The organism is Chitinimonas sp., assembly GCF_036568685.1.
Taxonomy (GTDB): domain Bacteria; phylum Pseudomonadota; class Gammaproteobacteria; order Burkholderiales; family Chitinimonadaceae; genus Chitinimonas.
This window is the reverse complement of the sequence record NZ_DATCSC010000128.1, coordinates 1-17,586: the sequence shown is the minus strand read 5'-3', so window position 1 is coordinate 17,586 and position 17,586 is coordinate 1. Positions and strand designations below refer to the sequence as shown.

Annotated in this window: 19 protein-coding genes; 15 read left to right on the top strand and 4 right to left on the bottom strand. The window is 63.7% G+C overall.

Annotation, left to right across the window (positions count from 1 at the left end):
* The 3 genes from VIM95_RS18360 to VIM95_RS18350 all read left to right on the top strand — a co-directional run.
* On the top strand, positions 1–2,173 hold a 2,173-nt coding region (locus tag VIM95_RS18360; protein ID WP_331988625.1), incomplete at its 5' end, for a TonB-dependent receptor domain-containing protein.
* Between the two features lie 198 nt (positions 2,174–2,371).
* Complete coding sequence (locus VIM95_RS18355; protein ID WP_331988623.1) at positions 2,372–3,979, top strand: diguanylate cyclase; 1,608 nt, start codon at positions 2,372–2,374, stop codon at positions 3,977–3,979.
* 25 nt (positions 3,980–4,004) lie between these two features.
* Positions 4,005–4,250 carry a hypothetical protein gene (locus tag VIM95_RS18350; protein WP_331988621.1) on the top strand — a complete coding sequence of 82 codons (246 nt, stop codon included), beginning with the start codon at positions 4,005–4,007 and terminating at the stop codon, positions 4,248–4,250.
* Here VIM95_RS18350 and VIM95_RS18345 read toward each other — a convergent pair.
* The gene (locus VIM95_RS18345) at positions 4,237–5,019 is read right to left on the bottom strand and encodes an MOSC domain-containing protein (RefSeq protein ID WP_331988619.1); all 783 of its coding nucleotides are present in this window, start codon (positions 5,017–5,019) and stop codon (positions 4,237–4,239) included. The genes VIM95_RS18350 and VIM95_RS18345 overlap by 14 nt on opposite strands.
* A 152-nt stretch (positions 5,020–5,171) precedes the next feature.
* Between VIM95_RS18345 and VIM95_RS18340 the strand changes: the two genes are divergently transcribed.
* From VIM95_RS18340 to fghA, 3 genes are all read left to right on the top strand, one after another.
* On the top strand, positions 5,172–6,626 hold the full coding sequence (locus tag VIM95_RS18340; protein ID WP_331988617.1) for a hypothetical protein: 1,455 nt from the start codon (positions 5,172–5,174) through the stop codon (positions 6,624–6,626).
* A gap of 116 nt (positions 6,627–6,742) precedes the next feature.
* Positions 6,743–7,849: an S-(hydroxymethyl)glutathione dehydrogenase/class III alcohol dehydrogenase gene (locus tag VIM95_RS18335; RefSeq protein ID WP_331988615.1), complete on the top strand. Its 1,107-nt coding sequence runs from the start codon at positions 6,743–6,745 to the stop codon at positions 7,847–7,849.
* On the top strand, positions 7,849–8,703 hold the full coding sequence (gene fghA, locus VIM95_RS18330; protein WP_331988613.1) for an S-formylglutathione hydrolase: 855 nt from the start codon (positions 7,849–7,851) through the stop codon (positions 8,701–8,703). The genes VIM95_RS18335 and fghA overlap by 1 nt, the downstream gene beginning before the upstream one ends.
* A gap of 27 nt (positions 8,704–8,730) precedes the next feature.
* Here fghA and VIM95_RS18325 read toward each other — a convergent pair whose 3' ends face one another.
* Entirely contained in the window at positions 8,731–9,318 is a 588-nt protein-coding gene (locus tag VIM95_RS18325; protein ID WP_331988611.1) for a TetR/AcrR family transcriptional regulator, read from the bottom strand.
* A 144-nt stretch (positions 9,319–9,462) separates the two neighbouring features.
* Here VIM95_RS18325 and VIM95_RS18320 point away from each other — a divergent pair, with 144 nt between their 5' ends.
* From VIM95_RS18320 to VIM95_RS18285, 8 genes are all read left to right on the top strand, one after another.
* Positions 9,463–9,849, top strand: a complete 387-nt coding sequence (locus VIM95_RS18320; protein ID WP_331988609.1) for a hypothetical protein — start codon at positions 9,463–9,465, stop codon at positions 9,847–9,849.
* 109 nt (positions 9,850–9,958) lie between these two features.
* A complete protein-coding gene (locus tag VIM95_RS18315; RefSeq protein ID WP_331988607.1) occupies positions 9,959–10,642 on the top strand; it encodes a CerR family C-terminal domain-containing protein in 684 nt (227 codons plus the stop codon).
* On the top strand, positions 10,632–11,588 hold the full coding sequence (locus tag VIM95_RS18310; protein WP_331988605.1) for an HlyD family secretion protein: 957 nt from the start codon (positions 10,632–10,634) through the stop codon (positions 11,586–11,588). The genes VIM95_RS18315 and VIM95_RS18310 overlap by 11 nt, the downstream gene beginning before the upstream one ends.
* Positions 11,585–12,514: an ABC transporter ATP-binding protein gene (locus tag VIM95_RS18305; RefSeq protein WP_331988604.1), complete on the top strand. Its 930-nt coding sequence runs from the start codon at positions 11,585–11,587 to the stop codon at positions 12,512–12,514. The genes VIM95_RS18310 and VIM95_RS18305 overlap by 4 nt, the downstream gene beginning before the upstream one ends.
* Positions 12,514–13,770 carry a glycosyltransferase gene (locus VIM95_RS18300; protein WP_331988603.1) on the top strand — a complete coding sequence of 419 codons (1,257 nt, stop codon included), beginning with the start codon at positions 12,514–12,516 and terminating at the stop codon, positions 13,768–13,770. The genes VIM95_RS18305 and VIM95_RS18300 overlap by 1 nt, the downstream gene beginning before the upstream one ends.
* A complete protein-coding gene (locus VIM95_RS18295) occupies positions 13,767–14,903 on the top strand; it encodes an ABC transporter permease (protein ID WP_331988602.1) in 1,137 nt (378 codons plus the stop codon). The genes VIM95_RS18300 and VIM95_RS18295 overlap by 4 nt, the downstream gene beginning before the upstream one ends.
* Positions 14,904–14,993: 90 nt before the next feature.
* Positions 14,994–15,497: a heme-degrading domain-containing protein gene (locus VIM95_RS18290; RefSeq protein ID WP_331988601.1), complete on the top strand. Its 504-nt coding sequence runs from the start codon at positions 14,994–14,996 to the stop codon at positions 15,495–15,497.
* 60 nt (positions 15,498–15,557) lie between these two features.
* Positions 15,558–15,842, top strand: coding sequence for a DUF3144 domain-containing protein (locus VIM95_RS18285; protein WP_331988600.1), 285 nt, complete (start codon positions 15,558–15,560; stop codon positions 15,840–15,842).
* A 9-nt stretch (positions 15,843–15,851) separates the two neighbouring features.
* On the opposite strand, the gene VIM95_RS18280 is transcribed toward VIM95_RS18285, so the two are convergent.
* Positions 15,852–16,196 carry an antibiotic biosynthesis monooxygenase gene (locus VIM95_RS18280; RefSeq protein ID WP_331988599.1) on the bottom strand — a complete coding sequence of 115 codons (345 nt, stop codon included), beginning with the start codon at positions 16,194–16,196 and terminating at the stop codon, positions 15,852–15,854.
* Positions 16,193–16,531 (bottom strand): NIPSNAP family protein, encoded by a 339-nt coding sequence (locus VIM95_RS18275; RefSeq protein WP_331988597.1) that lies wholly within the window; start codon positions 16,529–16,531, stop codon positions 16,193–16,195. The genes VIM95_RS18280 and VIM95_RS18275 overlap by 4 nt, the downstream gene beginning before the upstream one ends.
* An 87-nt stretch (positions 16,532–16,618) precedes the next feature.
* Between VIM95_RS18275 and VIM95_RS18270 the strand changes: the two genes are divergently transcribed.
* Complete coding sequence (locus VIM95_RS18270) at positions 16,619–17,311, top strand: winged helix-turn-helix domain-containing protein (protein WP_331988595.1); 693 nt, start codon at positions 16,619–16,621, stop codon at positions 17,309–17,311.
* The last annotated feature ends 275 nt before the right edge of the window (positions 17,312–17,586 follow it).

Here is a 17,586-nt window from a genome sequence, read left to right as displayed (position 1 = left end):
GCTGAAGGACGGCGCCTCCGCGATCTACGGTGCCGACGCCATCGGTGGCGTGATCAACTTCATTACCCGCCGCGACTACGCCGGCGGCGAAATCTCTGGCGGCTACGGCATTACCGACCGTGGCGATGGCGCCGAGCGCAGTGCTTCGGCTACGGCAGGCTTTGGCGACTACAGCAGCCAAGGCTTCAACGTGCTGGCCAACGTCAACTGGTTCAAGCGCGGCATCATCACCAACCTGGACCGCGAGCGCACCCGCACCGCCGACTACCGTCGCTTCACCGGTAATGGTCAGGGCAACCAGATGTCGACCTACGCACCGAGCGGCAACGTGCAGAACCCGACCACCAAGAATTGGGAACCGTACACCCCCTGCCCGTCGGCTGACCTGCTGGTCACTCCGTCGCCGCTGGGTTCCGGTACCAGCTGCGTGTTCGACTTCGCCCCGTACCGACCGACCTACAGCCCTTCGGAGCGCAAGAGCGCCTTCGTGTCCGGTAGCCTGAAGCTGGCCGACAACCACCGCCTGTTCGCCGAAGCCCTGTACAGCGAGAACGACACTTCGCTGAGCGCAGCGCCGGCCCCAGCCGCCTTCGTCATACCAGCCAGCCATCCGAGCAATCACTACGGTCAGGCCGTCACCGTTCGTGGTCGCCCGCTGCAAGCCGGCCCGCGTACTACCGACAACGAATCCAAGGCCACCCGCTTTGTGGTCGGCGTTGATGGCAACTTCGGCAACTACGACTACAGCGTCGCTGTCGGCCAAGCCAAGAACAAGTCGGTCAACAACGACGGTGGTTACTTCCTGGCTGACAAGCTCTATGCCGCCATTGCCAATGGCACTTTCGATCCCTTCGCCACCAATAACAGCCAAGCCGTGATGGACACGCTGAACGCGCACGCTGTGCGCCGTGGCGAAACCACCTACGAATTCGTGGAAGGCAAGCTGTCGGGTGAGCTGATCGACCTGCCGGCCGGTCCGCTGGGCTTCGCAGTCGGTGTTGTTGCTGCCAAGGAAAAGCTGAACGACCAGCCCAGCAAGGACCAGGTCGCCGGCAATATCTTCGGCTCGATCGCCCAGTCCCCTGCTGTTGGTTCGCGTGAATCCAAGGCCGTCTACTCGGAACTGGCCGTGCCCATCCTGAAGAACCTGGAAGCCCAGCTCGCCCTGCGCTACGACAGCTACCAAGGCGGCACCAACTCCACCACGCCCAAGGTGGCCCTGCGCTTCCAGCCGGTGCAGTCGCTGCTGCTGCGCGCCTCCTACTCGGAAGGCTTCAAGATGCCATCGCTGCGCGACCTGTTCGGTGGCCAGAACCAGAGCGCCGATTCGGTCCAGGATTTCCCCGGCTGTGATGCACGCAATATCACTGCAGCCAAGTGCCCCCGCCTGCAGTACGACCGCTACTCGGGCGGTAACCCGCAGCTGAAGCCGGAAGAGTCCAAGAGCATGAACTTCGGCTTCGTGTTCGAGCCTAGCCGCAACTTCAACCTGGGTGTCGACTACTTCATCATTAAGAAGACCGACGAAATCGGCCTGGTGCCGACCCAGTATGTGCTGGATCACACCCCTTACGCCGCAGGTACCTTCACCTCCCTGCCGGGCAGTCCGCTCCTGGGCGTGAAGCGTGACGCCGGTGGTACCGTGGTGAACATCCAGAGCGGCCAAGCCAACCTGGGTACCCGCAATATCAAGGGCTTCGACTTCACCAACACCGTGCGCTTCAAGGCGATGACCGCTGCCTTCAGCCTGGGCACCGATGTCACCTACTATCAGCAGTACGACTACTCCGACCTGCCGGGTACCGCGGAATACGGCCGCCTGGGCCTGTTGAACCTGCCGCGCTACAAGGTGACCCTGAACGGTTCGATGGACGTGGGTGCAACCAATGCCCGCATCATCGTGACCCATCTGCCGCACATGCTGGACAAGCCGGACTCCACCGCCTCGGCCCCTGCAACCGCAGCCGACAAGATGATCGCTTCGTTCACCACCGTCGACGTTGCTGGCAGCTACAAGGGCTTCAAGGACCTGACCCTGGGTCTGGGCGTGAAGAACCTGTTCGACCGGGAACCGCCGTTTGCGAACAACGATACCCGTACCCTCGGCTTTGCCCAGGTGCACGATATCCGTGGTCGCTACTACTACGGCAACGTGAGCTACAAGTTCAAATAAGCAGCATCCGCAAAACTGGCCGGCCCGTGCCGGCCAGCAATGCAACGCATCTGAAGCCGGGCCTAGCCCGGCTTTTTCATGCAGGCCCTCCGGGCTTGGCGCCACACAGGGTAGTTATTGCCATTTCTTTTCAGGCGCAAACCGGCCCCGGCGTATTAGAATCGCTCCCAAGTAACCCTATTTTTCGTTGACCAACGAATGTCCTGCCCCCCCGCCGAACTGGAAAAGAAGTCCCTGTCGCTGACCGCGACCTGGCACGCCTATCAAGCAGCACCCCGGTTCGAGCAATTCGTCGAATTCGCTGTCACCTTGTCGAGCTTTGCAGAGTTCCTGCACGGCAAAGGGCTCTCCGGCCTGAACCAGATCGCCCGCGATCTGGAGCAGCAGGCGCTCGCCCTGTTTGGCGATGAAAACAGCCACCCCGTCCCCGCCGCGGCGCTCAATGAGCTCAATAGCCGGGTGGAAGGGCTGGGCGCACGCGTCACCAGCTTTATCGAGAACAGCAACAAGCCGGTGGAAGACCGGCGTACCGGCCATGAGCGCGAAGCAGTCAACGTTGAGATTCCACCCAACCGGCGGGTCTGGTTCGTTGCCAGCAGTGTTGCGCCGTGGCGCGATCTGACCGTCCAGCTCGGCTACTACGGCATTCATGTCGAAAGCTTTGGTTGGCAGAACATCCCTCGCAACCAGGAAGAGCCGGCCATCCTGCTGATCGATACGGTAGGCCTGTCCACCGAGGAGATCAGCCAGCGCATCCGCATCCTGCGTAGCCACTTTTCGGCCAGCCGTATCCTGGGCCTCAATATCGAGGTGGATTTCAACAGCCTGCAGTCCGCGCTCGGTGCCGGCTGCAACTTCTGCTTTGGCCGCGGCACCCCTCAGCCCACCATCATGGGCAAGATCATGGAGCTCAGTGGTAGCGAGGAGGAAGCGCCCTACCGCGTGCTGGTGGTAGAGGACTCGCTGACCGCCAGCAAGTTGATCCAGCGCACCCTGCGCGAAAGCGGCATAGAGAGTTTTGCCATCGCCCAGCCGCGCGAGGTGCTGACCGCGCTCAAGCGCTATCAACCCGACCTGATCCTGATGGATATGTATATGCCGGGCTGCACCGGCGTAGAAGCGGCGCGGGTGATACGCCAGCATGCCGAGTTCCTGTCCATCCCCATCGTCTACCTTTCGGGCGAGACCGATGTGGCACTGCAGATCGACGCACTGCGGCTCGGTGGCGACCATTTCCTGACCAAGCCCTTCAACCCGGTGATCCTGAACGCGATCGTGAACAGCAAGATCGAGCGCTACCGCAGCCTGCGCCGCTCCATGTTCCACGATAGCCTGACCGGCCTTCTGAACCACACCAGCTCGAAGCAGCGGCTGGACGCGGCAGTCAACAGCGCCTCGGTCGAGGATGAGCCTTTGGCGGTGGCGATGATAGACATCGACCATTTCAAGAAGGTCAACGACAGCTACGGCCACCCCGTGGGCGACCAGATCATCCGCAGCCTGGCCTGGCTGCTCAAGCAGCGTCTGCGCAAGACCGACATCATCGGCCGCTATGGCGGCGAGGAATTCATGGTCGCGCTGCCGGGCGCCAACGGTCAGCAAGCCTTCCAGGTGCTGGATCGCATCCGGCGCGACTTCAGCCAGATCAAGCACCCCTTCAACGAGACCTGGTTCAACACCACCTTCTCGAGCGGCGTGGCCAATTTCCCGCGCATCGCCTCTGGCGAGGCCTTGATCAAGGAAGCCGACGAGGCGCTCTACGACGCCAAACGCGCCGGTCGCGATCGCGTCATAAGTCGGGGTTGATCTGCGGATAGGCTATAAAGGGAGCATGGCCAAACTCGTAGCCTTGCTGCTCGCTGCCCTGGTCACCAGTTTGCTGCTGTGGTTGGGCGGCACACTGGCGAGGCCCGCCCTTGCCTGGTTGGGCCAGCTCAGCCGCAACCAGGTGCTGATCTTCCGCTCCATCTGCCTGTTCATCCCCATCCTCGCCGCCCTATGGATCACGCTACGGCAGCGCAAGCCGCGCAGCAGCAAGGCCGAGTTGCGCCGCGACGATGACTTTACAGTGGAGTAACCACGTCCCCCACATGCAGCAACCCGGCGCTACGTGCCACCAGGTTGATGCCGAACATCGTGCCATCGTCTGTCCGCCGATAGCCGTTGAGGGTGTTGAGTGGCTCCTGCTGCGGGTGCAGCGTTGCGGTCACCGGGTCCACCGTGGTGAAGATGCAGCGCGCGCACGGTTTGACGTTTTCGAAACGCACCCCGCCTACCTGGATGTGGATCCAGCTATCCTCGATAAACGGCACACTGGTCTCCACCACCAGATTGGGCCGGAATTGCCGTATGCTGGCCGGTGTAGCCAAGCGGCTGTTGAGCTCGGCCAGCGAGGCCGTACCGATCAAGAGCAAGGGGTAGCCATCGGCAAAGCCCACCGGCACGCTCGGGTCGCGATTGGTGCGACGGGTAGTCTCGGCACCGATATGAACCAAGCGGCAGTTCACGCCCAGAAAGTCAGAGAACCAGAAGTCCGCCTCATCATGGCCCACGCGCGCCTCGAAGCGACTGTTCCAGACCGGTACCGCCTGGTGGTCGCGCAGATCCGCGGCCTCAACCCGTAAGGGGTCCATGCCTGGTGCGTGAAAGGTCGCTCCGGTTGCATCGGCTTCAACTTCGATCAATACCATGCGCGGGTAAGCACGGCCGGTCAGAAAGCCATCCCTGTCGTCCACCAACATCCAGCGCCGGTCATGCTGCAGGCCCATGGGCTCCACCAGGGCGCTATCGACCAGCTTGCCGCGGCAGGACTTGAGTGGATGGATAAGGATTTCGGCGAGATGCATGGGGGCTCCAGTACGTTGTGGTCTGCCCGCCTCGGCGGGCAGGTCTGGGAAAGGTAGTCTGCAGTCATGGCGGCCCGTGCACAAGCGACACGAGCCGGCATATATCCTTCGCTGCGATTAAACTCCTGCACTCCACGCTTGTCGGAGTGCGCATGTCTACCTTCACCGCATCGCTTGTCGCCGCCCTCCTCGGGGGTGTTGCATTGTTCGGCCAGGCGGCCGACGTGACGCAGGGCCAGACTTGGCTCGACCATGCCCAACAGGACTTGCTGCCCTGGTGGACCCAACCCGCCGCCCAAGGCGAACCCGTGGGGCGCTTCCCCACCTTCCGCTGCAATGACGGTAGCGCCTATGTACGCACCAACCCCTGCCCGGAGCTCGCTGATCCACCCGCCTGGATCAAGCCCGAGCTGAACCGCGAATACGTGCGCATGCAGTCGCGGCAGATCTATGCCTACGCCATGGGCTTTCACCTCACCGGCGACGTCAAACTGCTCAAGCTTGCCCGCGCCGGTGTGAACGACCTGCGCACCCGCGCGCTGGACCGCAAGACCGGTAGCGCCGCGAGCTACTACGAGAACGGCAAACCGCTGCCGGCCGTGGGCCTGCGTACCGCGCAGGACCTGGCCTATGCCGGGGTGGGTCTGGCAGCCTACTACTATGTGACCCGCGACCCGCTGGTACTCTCGGACCTGATCAAGCTCAAACAGCACATCCTAACCACCTACAAGGACAAGAAGACCGGCCTGATCCGCTGGGTGGCCAAGGACGACGGCTCAGGCGAGGCCCGCCGGGACGAGCTCGTCGCCACCCTGGACCAGCTCAACGCCTATCTGATCCTGGTTACGCCCATCCTGCCCGAGGGCCCGCTCAAGCAGCAGTGGCAGGCCGATATCGCGTCGCTCTCCAAGGCCATGATCAAGCACTACCACGACCCGGAAAGCGGCCGCTTCTGGGGTACGCAGGGTACGCCGGACAGCGAGACCGCCGAAGGTCGCCACAATGACTTTGGCCACACGGTGAAGGCCTACTGGATGCTCTACCTGGGCGCGCGCCTCAACCACGACAGCCAGCTGGCGGCCTTTGCCCGTGACGGCATGCGCAAGACGCTGGACCACGCCTGGCTCGCTCAAGGCGGCAACTGGGGTGAGAAACTGGCCGAGGATGGCAGTACCAAGCCAGGCAAGAGCTGGTGGATCTACGCCGAGCTGGACCAGGCGGCAGCTACCCTCGCCGTGATGGAAGGCGACGATGCCGCACGCTGGCGCTCGGCCAGTGGCTGGTGGCTGGAACACTTTGTGGACAAGGCCCATGGCGAAGTCTGGGGTGGCCTGCCAGCGGATGGCGTGGCCAACCCCAACCAGATCAAGCAGCACCTGTGGAAGAACGGCTTTCACTCACTGGAACACAGCGTGGTGAACTACCTGGCCGCCCAAGCGCTGGCCGGCAAGCCGGCGACCTTGTACTACGCCATGCCGGCCATCCGCACCGCCGCAGGCCTCAAGCCCTATACCTTCGAGGGCAAGGTGCAGAAGCTCGAAAAGCTGCAGCAGGACGGCATGACCATACAGCGCGTCAATGTCCTGATCGACACCAAGAGCCACTGAGGCGCTGTTGCCTGAGCTTGCCCGATGTGCGGGCAAGCCCTATCAAGACAGAACCCAGATACGACAAAGGGCGGGCCGTGGCCCGCCCTGACCCACCTCGACTACCGGAGCAAGACATGAAGACCAAAGCCGCCGTCGCCTGGCAAGCAGGCCAGCCCCTGACCATCGAGGAAGTTGACCTGGCCGGCCCGCGTGCCGGCGAAGTGCTGGTGGAGATCAAGGCCACCGGCATCTGCCACACCGACTATTACACGCTCTCCGGGGCGGACCCGGAAGGCCTCTTTCCGGCCATCCTCGGTCATGAGGGGGCCGGCGTGGTGTTGGAAACCGGCCCAGGCGTGACTTCGCTCAAGGCCGGTGATCACGTGATCCCGCTCTATACGCCCGAATGCCGGCAGTGCAAGTTCTGCCTCTCGCGCAAGACCAACCTTTGCCAGGCCATACGCTCCACCCAGGGCAAGGGCCTGATGCCGGACGGCAGCTCGCGCTTCTCGATCGATGGCAAACCGCTGTTTCACTATATGGGCACCTCGACTTTCGCCAACCATGTCGTGGTGCCCGAGATCGCGCTGGCCAAGATTCGTCCGGACGCGCCTTTCGACAAGGTCTGCTATATCGGCTGCGGCGTGACCACCGGCGTGGGTGCCGTCATCTTCACCGCCAGGGTGGAGGCTGGTGCCAATGTGGTGGTGTTCGGCCTGGGCGGCATCGGCCTCAATGTGATCCAGGGTGCCAAGATGGTGGGCGCCGACAAGATCATCGGTGTGGACCTCAACCCCAAGCGCGAGGCATTGGCCCGCCAGTTCGGCATGACCCATTTCATCAACCCGAACCAGGTGGAGAACGTGGTCGATGCCATCGTCCAGCTCACCGACGGTGGCGCCGACTATAGCTTTGAGTGCATAGGCAACACCAAGGTCATGCGCCAGGCGCTGGAGTGTTGCCACAAGGGCTGGGGCAAATCCATCATCATCGGCGTGGCCGAGGCCGGTGCAGAGATCAGCACCCGCCCCTTCCAGCTGGTTACTGGCCGCGAATGGAAGGGCTCGGCCTTCGGTGGCGCCCGCGGCCGGACCGATGTGCCCAAGATCGTCGACTGGTACATGGAAGGCAAGATCAATATCGACGACCTGATCACCCATCGCCTGCCACTGGAGCGCATCAACGAAGGTTTTGACCTGATGAAGGCCGGCGAATCGATCCGCTCGGTGGTGATCTACTGATGAACACGACGCTCGAAATCCTTGGCGAGCACGCCTGCTTTGGCGGCGTGCAGCGCTTTTACCGCCATGCCTCGCGTGAGATCGGCTTGCCCATGCGCTTCTCGGTCTACCTGCCACCGGCCGCGCAGGCCGGTCCGGTGCCGGCCCTGATCTACCTGGCCGGCCTGACCTGTACCGAGGAAACCTTCATGATCAAGGGCGGTGCCCAGCGGCTGGCCGCCGAGCTCGGCCTGGCCCTGATCACGCCGGATACCAGCCCACGCGGCGCGGGCGTCGCGGGCGAGACCGATCATTGGGACTTTGGCGTGGGTGCCGGCTTCTACCTCGACGCCATCGTTGCGCCCTGGTCGCAGCACTACCGCATGGAGAGCTATCTGATCCGCGAGCTGCTGCCCCTGCTCTCGGCCCAGCTCCCCATACAGGCAGACCGGCTGGGCATCTTCGGCCACTCCATGGGGGGGCATGGTGCCCTGACGCTGGCCTTGCGCCATCCCGGCCTGTTCCGTTCGCTGTCGGCCTTCGCCCCCATCGCTGCACCCAGCGCCAGCCCCTGGGGCGAGAAAGCCTTCACCGGCTATCTGGGGGACAACAAGGCCGCCTGGTTTGAGCATGATGCCAGCGCCTTGATGGCGCAAGCCGACTGCCCCTACCCGGGTGGAATCTTGATCGACCAGGGTTTAAGTGATCAATTTCTGGAAAAGCAGCTGCACCCGGAACGGTTCGAGGCGGCCTGCGCGGCCGCGGGCCAGCCGCTGACGCTGCGCCGCCACACAGGCTACGACCACGGCTACTACTTTATCAGCACCTTTATGGCCGACCACCTCGCCCACCACGCAGCACAACTGCACGGCTAGGCGCAGCGGCCCAAGCGCCGGACCAGGCTACTGGGCCGGGCCGGCCGCTGCCGACAAATTCTTGGAGACGGTCTGCAGGATCTCGCAGGCCAGCGGTTTATCCAGGCTCATGCGGGCCAGTACCAGGGCGCCAACCATGGCGGCGTACTGGTTGATCGCCTGCTCGCGCCGGATCGCCTCGGTCTTGCCCGGCGCCAGCTCGCTCATATAGGCAATGCTGGCCTCGACTCCTGCCAGTGCACCATCCCGTACCGTCTCGCCCTGGCGGGCGATATCGGCACCCAGGGCCGCGATCACGCAACCAACCCCGGGGTTGGCGGCATGGGCCGGGGAAAGGTAGCGCTGCGCCACTGCCGCCAACGGCGCCAGATCCTCGCGCTGATCCACCATGCTCTGCATGTCTTCCACCGCGTGGCGGCTGGCCCGCTCGGCGGCCTGGGCCATCAGATCCTCCTTGGAGCTGAAGTGCCCGTAGAAGGCGCCATGGGTGAGCCCGGCCGCCTTCATGAGGTCGGCCACGCCTATACCGTCAAAGCCCTTCTCGCGGAACAGCCGGGCGGCGGTATCGAGTATGCGCTCGCGGCTTTCCGCGGCTTTTTCGCGGCTGACTCTCATGGGGTACTCCTACGGGGAATGAGGCTTTATTATACATTACACACATCATGTTAATACTTGATAGCCTGCCGCCTGTCCGCCAAACCACGCCCGGCCAGGGCCGCCCATGGTAGGCTCCGCGCCTTCGCTGTCGCCCACCCCGTCATGACCACGCCGCCCACCCCACCCCTGCTCGACTTCACCACCCGCAAGGCGCTGCTGTTCGCGCTCAGCGCGCAGCGGCTGGCGCTCTACTATGAGCACGGTGTATGGATGACCCCGGCGCAGGGCGCGAGCCAGCTCAGCGACTGGTTGTCCCGCTACCAGTTGCAGATGCCGCAGACCGAACGCCTCCAGTTGGCCGAGATCAGCGACGACTTTGCCCGCCAGATCACCGGCGCCCTCTCCCGCGAAGCCGGGCTCTATACCTCGCACGAGATGAACGAGGCACTGGACCCCAACTACCATTCGCCCCTGGCGCAGCAGATGCTTTTCCAGTGCGAATGTCTACTGCAGGAACACGGTCTGGGCGACACGCCCCAGCCTACCTGATCGCCACCCATTGACCGCTATACGCCGACCGATTGTCGGCTCAGCATCATTGCGCCTTTTATTTGGAAAAGTTTTTCCAGATAATATTTGGAAATTAATTTCCAAATCCATGTTCGACTCACGCCCCAACCCTCCTGCCAAACACGCCGTCGGCGACGAGACCCGCCAGCAGTTGATCGACGCCGCCACCCGGGTCTTTCTGGCCGAGGGCTTTCGGGCTGCGCGGGTCAAGGACATAGCGGATGCCGCAGGGGTGCGGCTCAGCGCCATCAACTATCACTTCAAAGGTAAGGAAGGCCTCTACCTGGCTGTGCTGGAACACCATGCGCGCCTGGCCATGGCCCACTCGCCCACGCCGGCGATGTCGCCCGACCTGCCTTTGCAAACCCGTTTCAACGCCTTTGTGCGCGCCCTGGTACTACGCATGCTGGACCCTGCCAGTCCCTCACGCATTTCCGGCCTGATGGTGCGCGAAGCGGCCAGCCCTACTCCTGCGCTGCAGGTGATGTTCGAGCACTTCACCAAGCCACAGTCGGCCATCCTGTTTGGCATGCTGCGCGAGATCCTGGGACCGGCGGCGGACGACACGCAGGTCGCCCGCTGCGGGCTCAGCATCGTCGGGCAGAGCATGGTCTATGTGGGCATGCGACCCTTGGTCGAACTCTTGCGGCCTGGCTTCTACCAACAAGCCGGCGCCGTGGCGGCGCTGGCCGACCATATTGCGGCCTTTTCCTGGGCCGGCCTGCAGGCCCTCGCCGCGAGTAACCATGGGACCAAAGACCATGCGGACTGAACACCTTTGCCTGCTGGGTTGCCTGACACTGGTCGCCTGCGGTCAGGACGACGCCAACTTGCTGCATGGTTATGTGGAGGCAGAACCGGTACGGGTCGCCTCCCCCATTGCCGGCCGGCTGACAAAATTGGCGGTGGACCGGGGGGAGCCGGTACAGGCCGGCCAGCCACTGTTTACCCTTGAGCAGGACAATGAGCGGGCCGCCGTCAACGAGGCCGCCGCCAAGCTTGATCAGGCGCGCGCCCAGGCCGCCGACCTCGATACCGGCAAGCGGCCGGACGAACTCGCGGTACTGGCCGCCGCGCTCAGGGCGGCCGAGACAGCGCTGCGCCAGTCTGAAAGCGACCTGGCTCGCCAACGCGAACTGGCCCGCCAGGGCTTTGTTTCCAGCGCCGGGCTGGAGGCCTACCAGACCCGCCGAGACAGCGATGCCGCCCAGGTGCAACAGATGGCCGCCCAGTTACGCGCTGGTCATCTGGCTGGCCGCAGCGATAGCCGCAAGGCAGCGGAAGCCGGTTCCGTCGCAGCCAATGCACAACTGGCGCAACGGCAATGGACGCTAGCGCAGAAGGCGGTAGCCGCGCCGCTGGCCGCGCGGGTGGAAGATCGCTACTACCGGGTAGGTGAGTGGGTACCGGCCGGTGCACCGGTCTACAGCCTCTTGGCACCCGGTGCCATCAAGGCACGCTTCTGGGTGCCCGAGCCCCTGCGCGCCCAGCTTGCCGCCGGCAGCAAGGTGGTGCTGAGCTGCGATGGTTGCACCGGCGATATCCCGGCCACCGTGCGCTTTGTTGCCCGCGAGGCCGAATTCACCCCGCCCGTCATCTACAGCCGGGAAAACCGCGCCAAGCTCGTCTACCTGGCCGAAGCCACGCCGGATAAGCCGGAAGACGCAGCCAAGCTGCGGCCAGGCTTACCGTTGGACGTAAGGCGGGCCGCACCATGAGCGAGCACGTGATCGACGTGCAGGGCCTGACCAAGCGCTACGGTGACAAAACCGTGGTGGATGGTCTCTCCATGCAGGTAAAGCGCGGCGAGATCTATGGTTTTCTGGGCCCCAACGGTTCGGGCAAGACCACCTCGATCCGCATGATGTGCGGCCTGCTCACGCCCGACGCGGGCCAGGGCCACACCCTGGGCTACGACGTGGTGCAACAGGCCGCTGCCATCAAGCGCGAGGTGGGTTACATGACCCAGCGCTTCGGCCTTTACGAGGACCTCAGCATTCGCGAGAACCTCGACTTCGTCGCCCGTATCTACGGCATGGACCGGCGCCGCGAACGGGTGGACCAGGCGCTCGCCCGGCTGGGGCTGGAAGGCCGCCAGCAGCAATTGGCTGGCAGCCTCTCAGGCGGCTGGAAGCAGCGTTTGGCGCTGGCCGCCTGCATGTTGCACGAGCCGCGCCTCTTGCTGCTCGACGAACCCACGGCTGGCGTAGACCCCAAGGCCCGTCGCGACTTTTGGGACGAGATCCACAAGCTGGCACACGAGGGCATCACCGTACTCGTCTCCACCCACTATATGGATGAAGCCGAGCGCTGCCATCGGCTGGGCTATATCGCCTACGGCAAGCTACTCGCCATGGGCACCCCGGCCGAGCTGGTAAACCAGTCCGGCCTCGTGACCTGGCGCTTGGCCGGCCCAACTGCCGGCGACTTGGTGGCCGAGCTGGAGCACGCGCCCGGGGTGGAGATGGTGACCCGCTTTGGCAATACCCTGCATGTGAGCGGCAGCGAGCAAGCCACGCTGGCCACTACGCTGCGGCCCTATCAGGACCGCTCCGACCTGAATCTGCAACACGGCGAACCCGCACTGGAGGATGTCTTTATCCACCTGATGCGGCGGAGCGCCGACAACTACGCCCCACACTGATGCATATACTGATTTCCTGTTTTGGTAGCGCCGGCGACGTCTATCCCTTCCTGGCCATAGGCCAGGCCCTGCGCCAGCGCGGCCATGAGGTAGAGTTGCTTGCCTCCCCTTATTTCCAGCAACGCATCGAGGCTGCCGGCCTGGGCTTTGTGCAGGTCGGCACGCTGGAGGACTACCAACGCGCCGTGGCCGATACCGACCTCTGGCACCCGCGCAAGAGTTTCTCGGTGGTCTGGCAGCATATGCAGGTCCACCTGCGGCAAGCCACCCAGGCGGTGCTGGACCGCGCCAGGCCCGATACGGTACTGGTGGGCAGTACCTTGGCCTGGAGCAGCCGCATGGCACAGGAGAAGCTGGGTCTGCCCGCCGCCACGGTACACCTCTCGCCGAGCTGTATCTTCTCGGCCGAGGACCCCTCGGTCTGGCCAGGGCTCTCGGGTCTGCGCCACTTCCCCGCCTGGCTGGTGCGGCCTATACAGCGCGCCATCGAGAAACTGGCGCTGGACCCGGTGGTACTGCCCGAGCTCAATGCCCTGCGTGCAGACTTCGGCCTGGCCCCGGTACAACGGGTGATGAGCCAATGGAGCCACTCGCCAGACCGGGTGATCTGCGCCTTTCCCGACTGGTTTGCCGCGCCGCAGTCGGACTGGCCGGCCAACAGCATCACCACCGACTTCCCGCGCTGGAACGCCGCCCCGGGCGCCGTACTCGACCCCATGCTGGCGCGCTTTCTGCAATCCGGCCCGCCACCGGTGGGCATCACCCCCGGTTCGGCCATGGCACACGGCAAGCCGGTGTTCGAGCGCGCCCTGGCCGCCTGCGATGCACTGGGACTGCGCGCCGTGGTCATCACACCCTACCGCGACCAGCTGCCGGAAAAGCTGCCGCCTTTTGCCCGCCATGTGAGCTATGTGCCCTTTGACCTTTTGCTGCCCAAACTCGCTGCCTTTGTGCACCACGGCGGCATTGGCACCCTGGCGCAGACCCTGGCGGCCGGAGTGCCGCAGTTGATTACGCCCTTTGCCCATGACCAGTTCGACAATGCCTTGCGGATACAAAAGCTCGGCGCCGGCCTCAGCGTGGCACCGCTGGCCAGCACCGCCAAGTGGACGCGTGCCCTGCACCAGTTGGTTGGCAACGAAGCCATCGCCGAGGCTAGCCACCGCTGGGCGGTGCGTAGCCATGAGGCGGAACCGGCGGCCAATCGGATTGCCACGCAGATCGAGCAATTGCAGCGCAAGGGTCAGACGCCATGAGCCAGTTCTTCAGCCTTGGCCGCCTCCTGGCGGTGATGCGCAAGGAGTTCATCCAGCTCCGCCGCGACAGGCTGACCTTTGCCATGATGATCGGCATTCCGCTCCTGCAGCTCACCCTGTTCGGCTTTGCCATCAATGGCGACCCCAAGGGCCTGCCCACCGTGGTGGTGGCGGAAGAGCAAAGCACCTTCAGCCGTTCCCTGGTGGCTGCGCTCACCCAGTCTGGCTACTTTACCTTGTTGCGCTCACAGACCAGCGCCGCCGAGGCCGGCGAGATGCTGGCACGTGGCGAGGCGCAGTTTGCCTTCACCATACCGGCGGGCTTTGAGCGCAAGCTGATCCGCGGCGAACGACCCGCCCTGCTGCTGGAGGCCGATGCGACCGACCCCAGTGCCACCGGCAACGCCATTGCCGCCGTGCAGCAGCTCAGCAGCACCGCCTTGAGCCATGACCTACGCGGCCCGCTGGCCAACCTGGCACCCGGCACCACGCCCTTTGAGGTGCGCATCCAGCGCCGCTACAACCCCGAGGGCATTACGCAGTACAACATCGTGCCCGGGCTGATGGGGGTGATCCTGACCATGACCATGATCATGATGACCGCGCTCGGGATTACCCGAGAGGTGGAGCGCGGCACCATGGAAAACCTGCTGGCCACGCCGGTGCGGCCTATCGAGGTCATGGTGGGCAAGATCGCGCCGTATATCCTGATCGGCTATGTGCAGGTGAGCGTGATCCTTCTGGCCGCCCGCTTTATCTTCTCGGTCCCCTTTGTGGGCAGCTTCTGGCTGCTGATGGCTTGCGTGCTGCTATTCATCGCCGCCAATCTTACTGTCGGCATCACCATCTCCAGCGTGGCCCGTAACCAGACCCAGGCCATGCAGATGACCTTTTTCTTCTTCCTGCCCTCGATGCTGCTGTCGGGCTTCATGTTCCCCTTCCGCGGGATGCCGCATTGGGCACAGGCCATCGGCGAGGTGCTGCCGCTGACGCACTTTTTGCGTTTGATACGCGGGGTGATGCTCAAGGGCAGCGACGCACTGACCCTCTGGCCCAGCGTATGGCCGCTGTTGTTGTTCATTGGGGTCGTGATGGGGGTGGGATTGAAGCGCTTCAGGCGGACGTTGGATTAGCTGCCTTGGTGGCGCCTGCCGCCATACGCCAGCATGGCGTACCGTCGGCGGCCGTTCTACACTGCGCCCAAACAACCCGGCCCCACCATCATGTCCCTCGACGACGACATCGATATCCTCGCCCGCCAGGAGCGGATGCTCTGCTTTCCCTCCTTCGACGCCGATACCGCCTGGGAGCTGGGCACCCAACTACGTGAGTTGGCGCAGGAACGCGGGGTGAGCGTGGCAATCGAAGTCGAACTCTATGGCCTGACCGTGTTCAGCTGCTATATGCCCGGTACCAACCCCGACCACGCCGACTGGATACGCCGCAAACGCAATGTGGTGCAGCGCTTTCGGCGCAGTTCCTACGCCATGGGCCTGCAGCTCAAACAAAAGAACACCACCCTGGAAGCCCAGCAGGGCCTGCCCGAACGGGACTACGCCACCCACGGTGGCTGCTTCCCCATCCGCCTGGTGGGCAGTGACTGCATCGGTACCCTTGCCGTATCCGGGTTACCGCAGCGCGACGACCACGCCATTGTGGTGGAGGTGCTGGCGGGCTATCTGGATCAGCCGCTAGCCGATCTGGCCTTGCCGCCACGGCCGCAATAGCGGTTTAATCCGCCCCATTCGGCCCCGCTGCGGGCCATAGATGAACCCCAACTGAGGCGCATGATGAGCGATAGCGACAAGGAATTCTTCGACCGGGCAGATGCCTTCCTGCAACTGGCCAACGAAAACTGCACCGAGAACAACCTGGGCGAGGTCACCGCCTCCTTGATGTACGCCTCCGCGCGCTTCAACACCTGGGTGCAGGCTCTGGGCGTCGACTCGGGCGCTGAGCTCGCCAAGGGCAAGGACAAGGCGATCGCTTACTTCCTGGAGCAGTACAAGGCCATGCTGGAAGAGAACTTCGAGGACTACGCCGACGGCTTTGATGAATACATGAAGGACTGAGCACCAAGCTCAACCGTGCAGGCGCCGCGAGTCATCCGGCGCCTGTGTTCTTTCCAGCATGCCGTAGTCCCGCAGCACCACGGCCACCCGGAGCCGGTAGTCGGCAAAGATGCCAGCCCGGCCGGCCGATTGGGCCAGGCGGTGCGCCTCCCGCCGGCGCCATTGCGCCACCGCGTCTTCATCTCGCCAGAACGAAAGCGACAGGAGCTTGCCGGACTCGCTCAGGCTCTGAAAACGCTCGATCGAGACAAAGCCGTCCATGGCCTCCAGCTCTGGCCGCAGGCTCGCTGCCAGAGCCAGATAGTCGTTCGCCCTGCCCTCAGTAGGCCGTACCTCGAAGATCACCGCGATCATGCTGTCTGCACCGGTAGTTGGTTGAGCGTGCCGACCACGCCCTCTACAAAGCTGCGCTCCTCGCGGAGGATAAAGCGCAGTGTCTGCGCCATGGCAAAGTTCTCCCGTCCGGCCGGGTCGGTCTTGAGGCGCAGACGGTAGGCCTCGTAGGCAGCCAGGCTGTCGAAGCTGATCAAGCCCCAGGCAATATCGTTACTACCCTCGTGCGGCAGGAAATAACCCAGCAGATGGCCGCCGCAGCGCGGGATGATGCGACCCCAGTTTTCGGCATACTGGCGAAAGGCCTCGCGCTGGAAAGGGTCGATCTGGTAGCGGATAAAACAGGTAATGGGCATGACAGGCTCCGTGTGGGTACGGCGCCAAGATAGCCCGCAGCGGGTGAGCGATGGTTCGTCCTAGGTCGAACCATGTAAGATCAAGCCATGAAAGATGGCCCCAATATCGCCCGCATCGCCGCACTGATCGGCGACCCTGCCCGCGCCGAGATCCTGACCGCGCTGATGGCCGACCGCGCTCTGACGGCGACCGAGCTTGCCGAGGTAGCCGGTATCACCAAGCAGACGGTGAGCGCCCATCTGGCCAAGCTCTTGGAAGCCCAGTTGATCGCCGTGGCCCAGCAAGGCAGGCACCGTTACTTCCGGCTGGCGGGGGCAGACATTGCCCAATTGCTGGAAGCCTTGATGGGCGTGGCCTTCCGTACTGGAGCGGTAAGGCTGCGCAACAGCCCGCGCGAACCGGCACTGCGCAAGGCGCGGATCTGCTACGACCATCTGGCAGGCGAGCTGGGGGTCAAGGTCTACGAAGCGCTGCTGCAGCAAGGCGCGCTGCAGGAGGAAGCTGGGCAACTCATGCTCAGCGAGCATGGTCGGGCCTGGTTTGTGGGCTTGGGTATCGACGTTGCAGCCCTCGTCAGCCAACGCCGCCACTTCTGCCGCCCCTGTCTGGACTGGGGTGAACGGCGCCACCACCTTGCCGGCGCATTGGGCAGCGCCCTGCTCCAGCGCATAGAAAATCTGGGCTGGGCACGTCGCCAGGCGGGCTCCCGCGTCATCCGCTTCGAGCCCCACGGCGAGCGTGCCCTGTTGGAAAGTCTCTCAGCTATCCCATCCCGCTAGTTACAAGCTATCGACCGAGCGTAAAAAAAAGAAAAAATATTAGGGTTCTCTCATCCATTTGGGTGATGTGCGAACCGCGCGCAACCGCTAATCTTGGTTCCAGAAAAGAGCAGGAGGAAAACCCCTTGCGCGTCTGGCAGCCCGGCACGCAAGGTCACAACAAGGCTGATTTGATATAGCTTATTCAGGTAGTAATCGGGATACATAGCGGTACCCAGGTGCAGGTGGAGGAATACAATCAAAAAAACGGGGCGCCTCTCGGCAGCCCCGTTTCA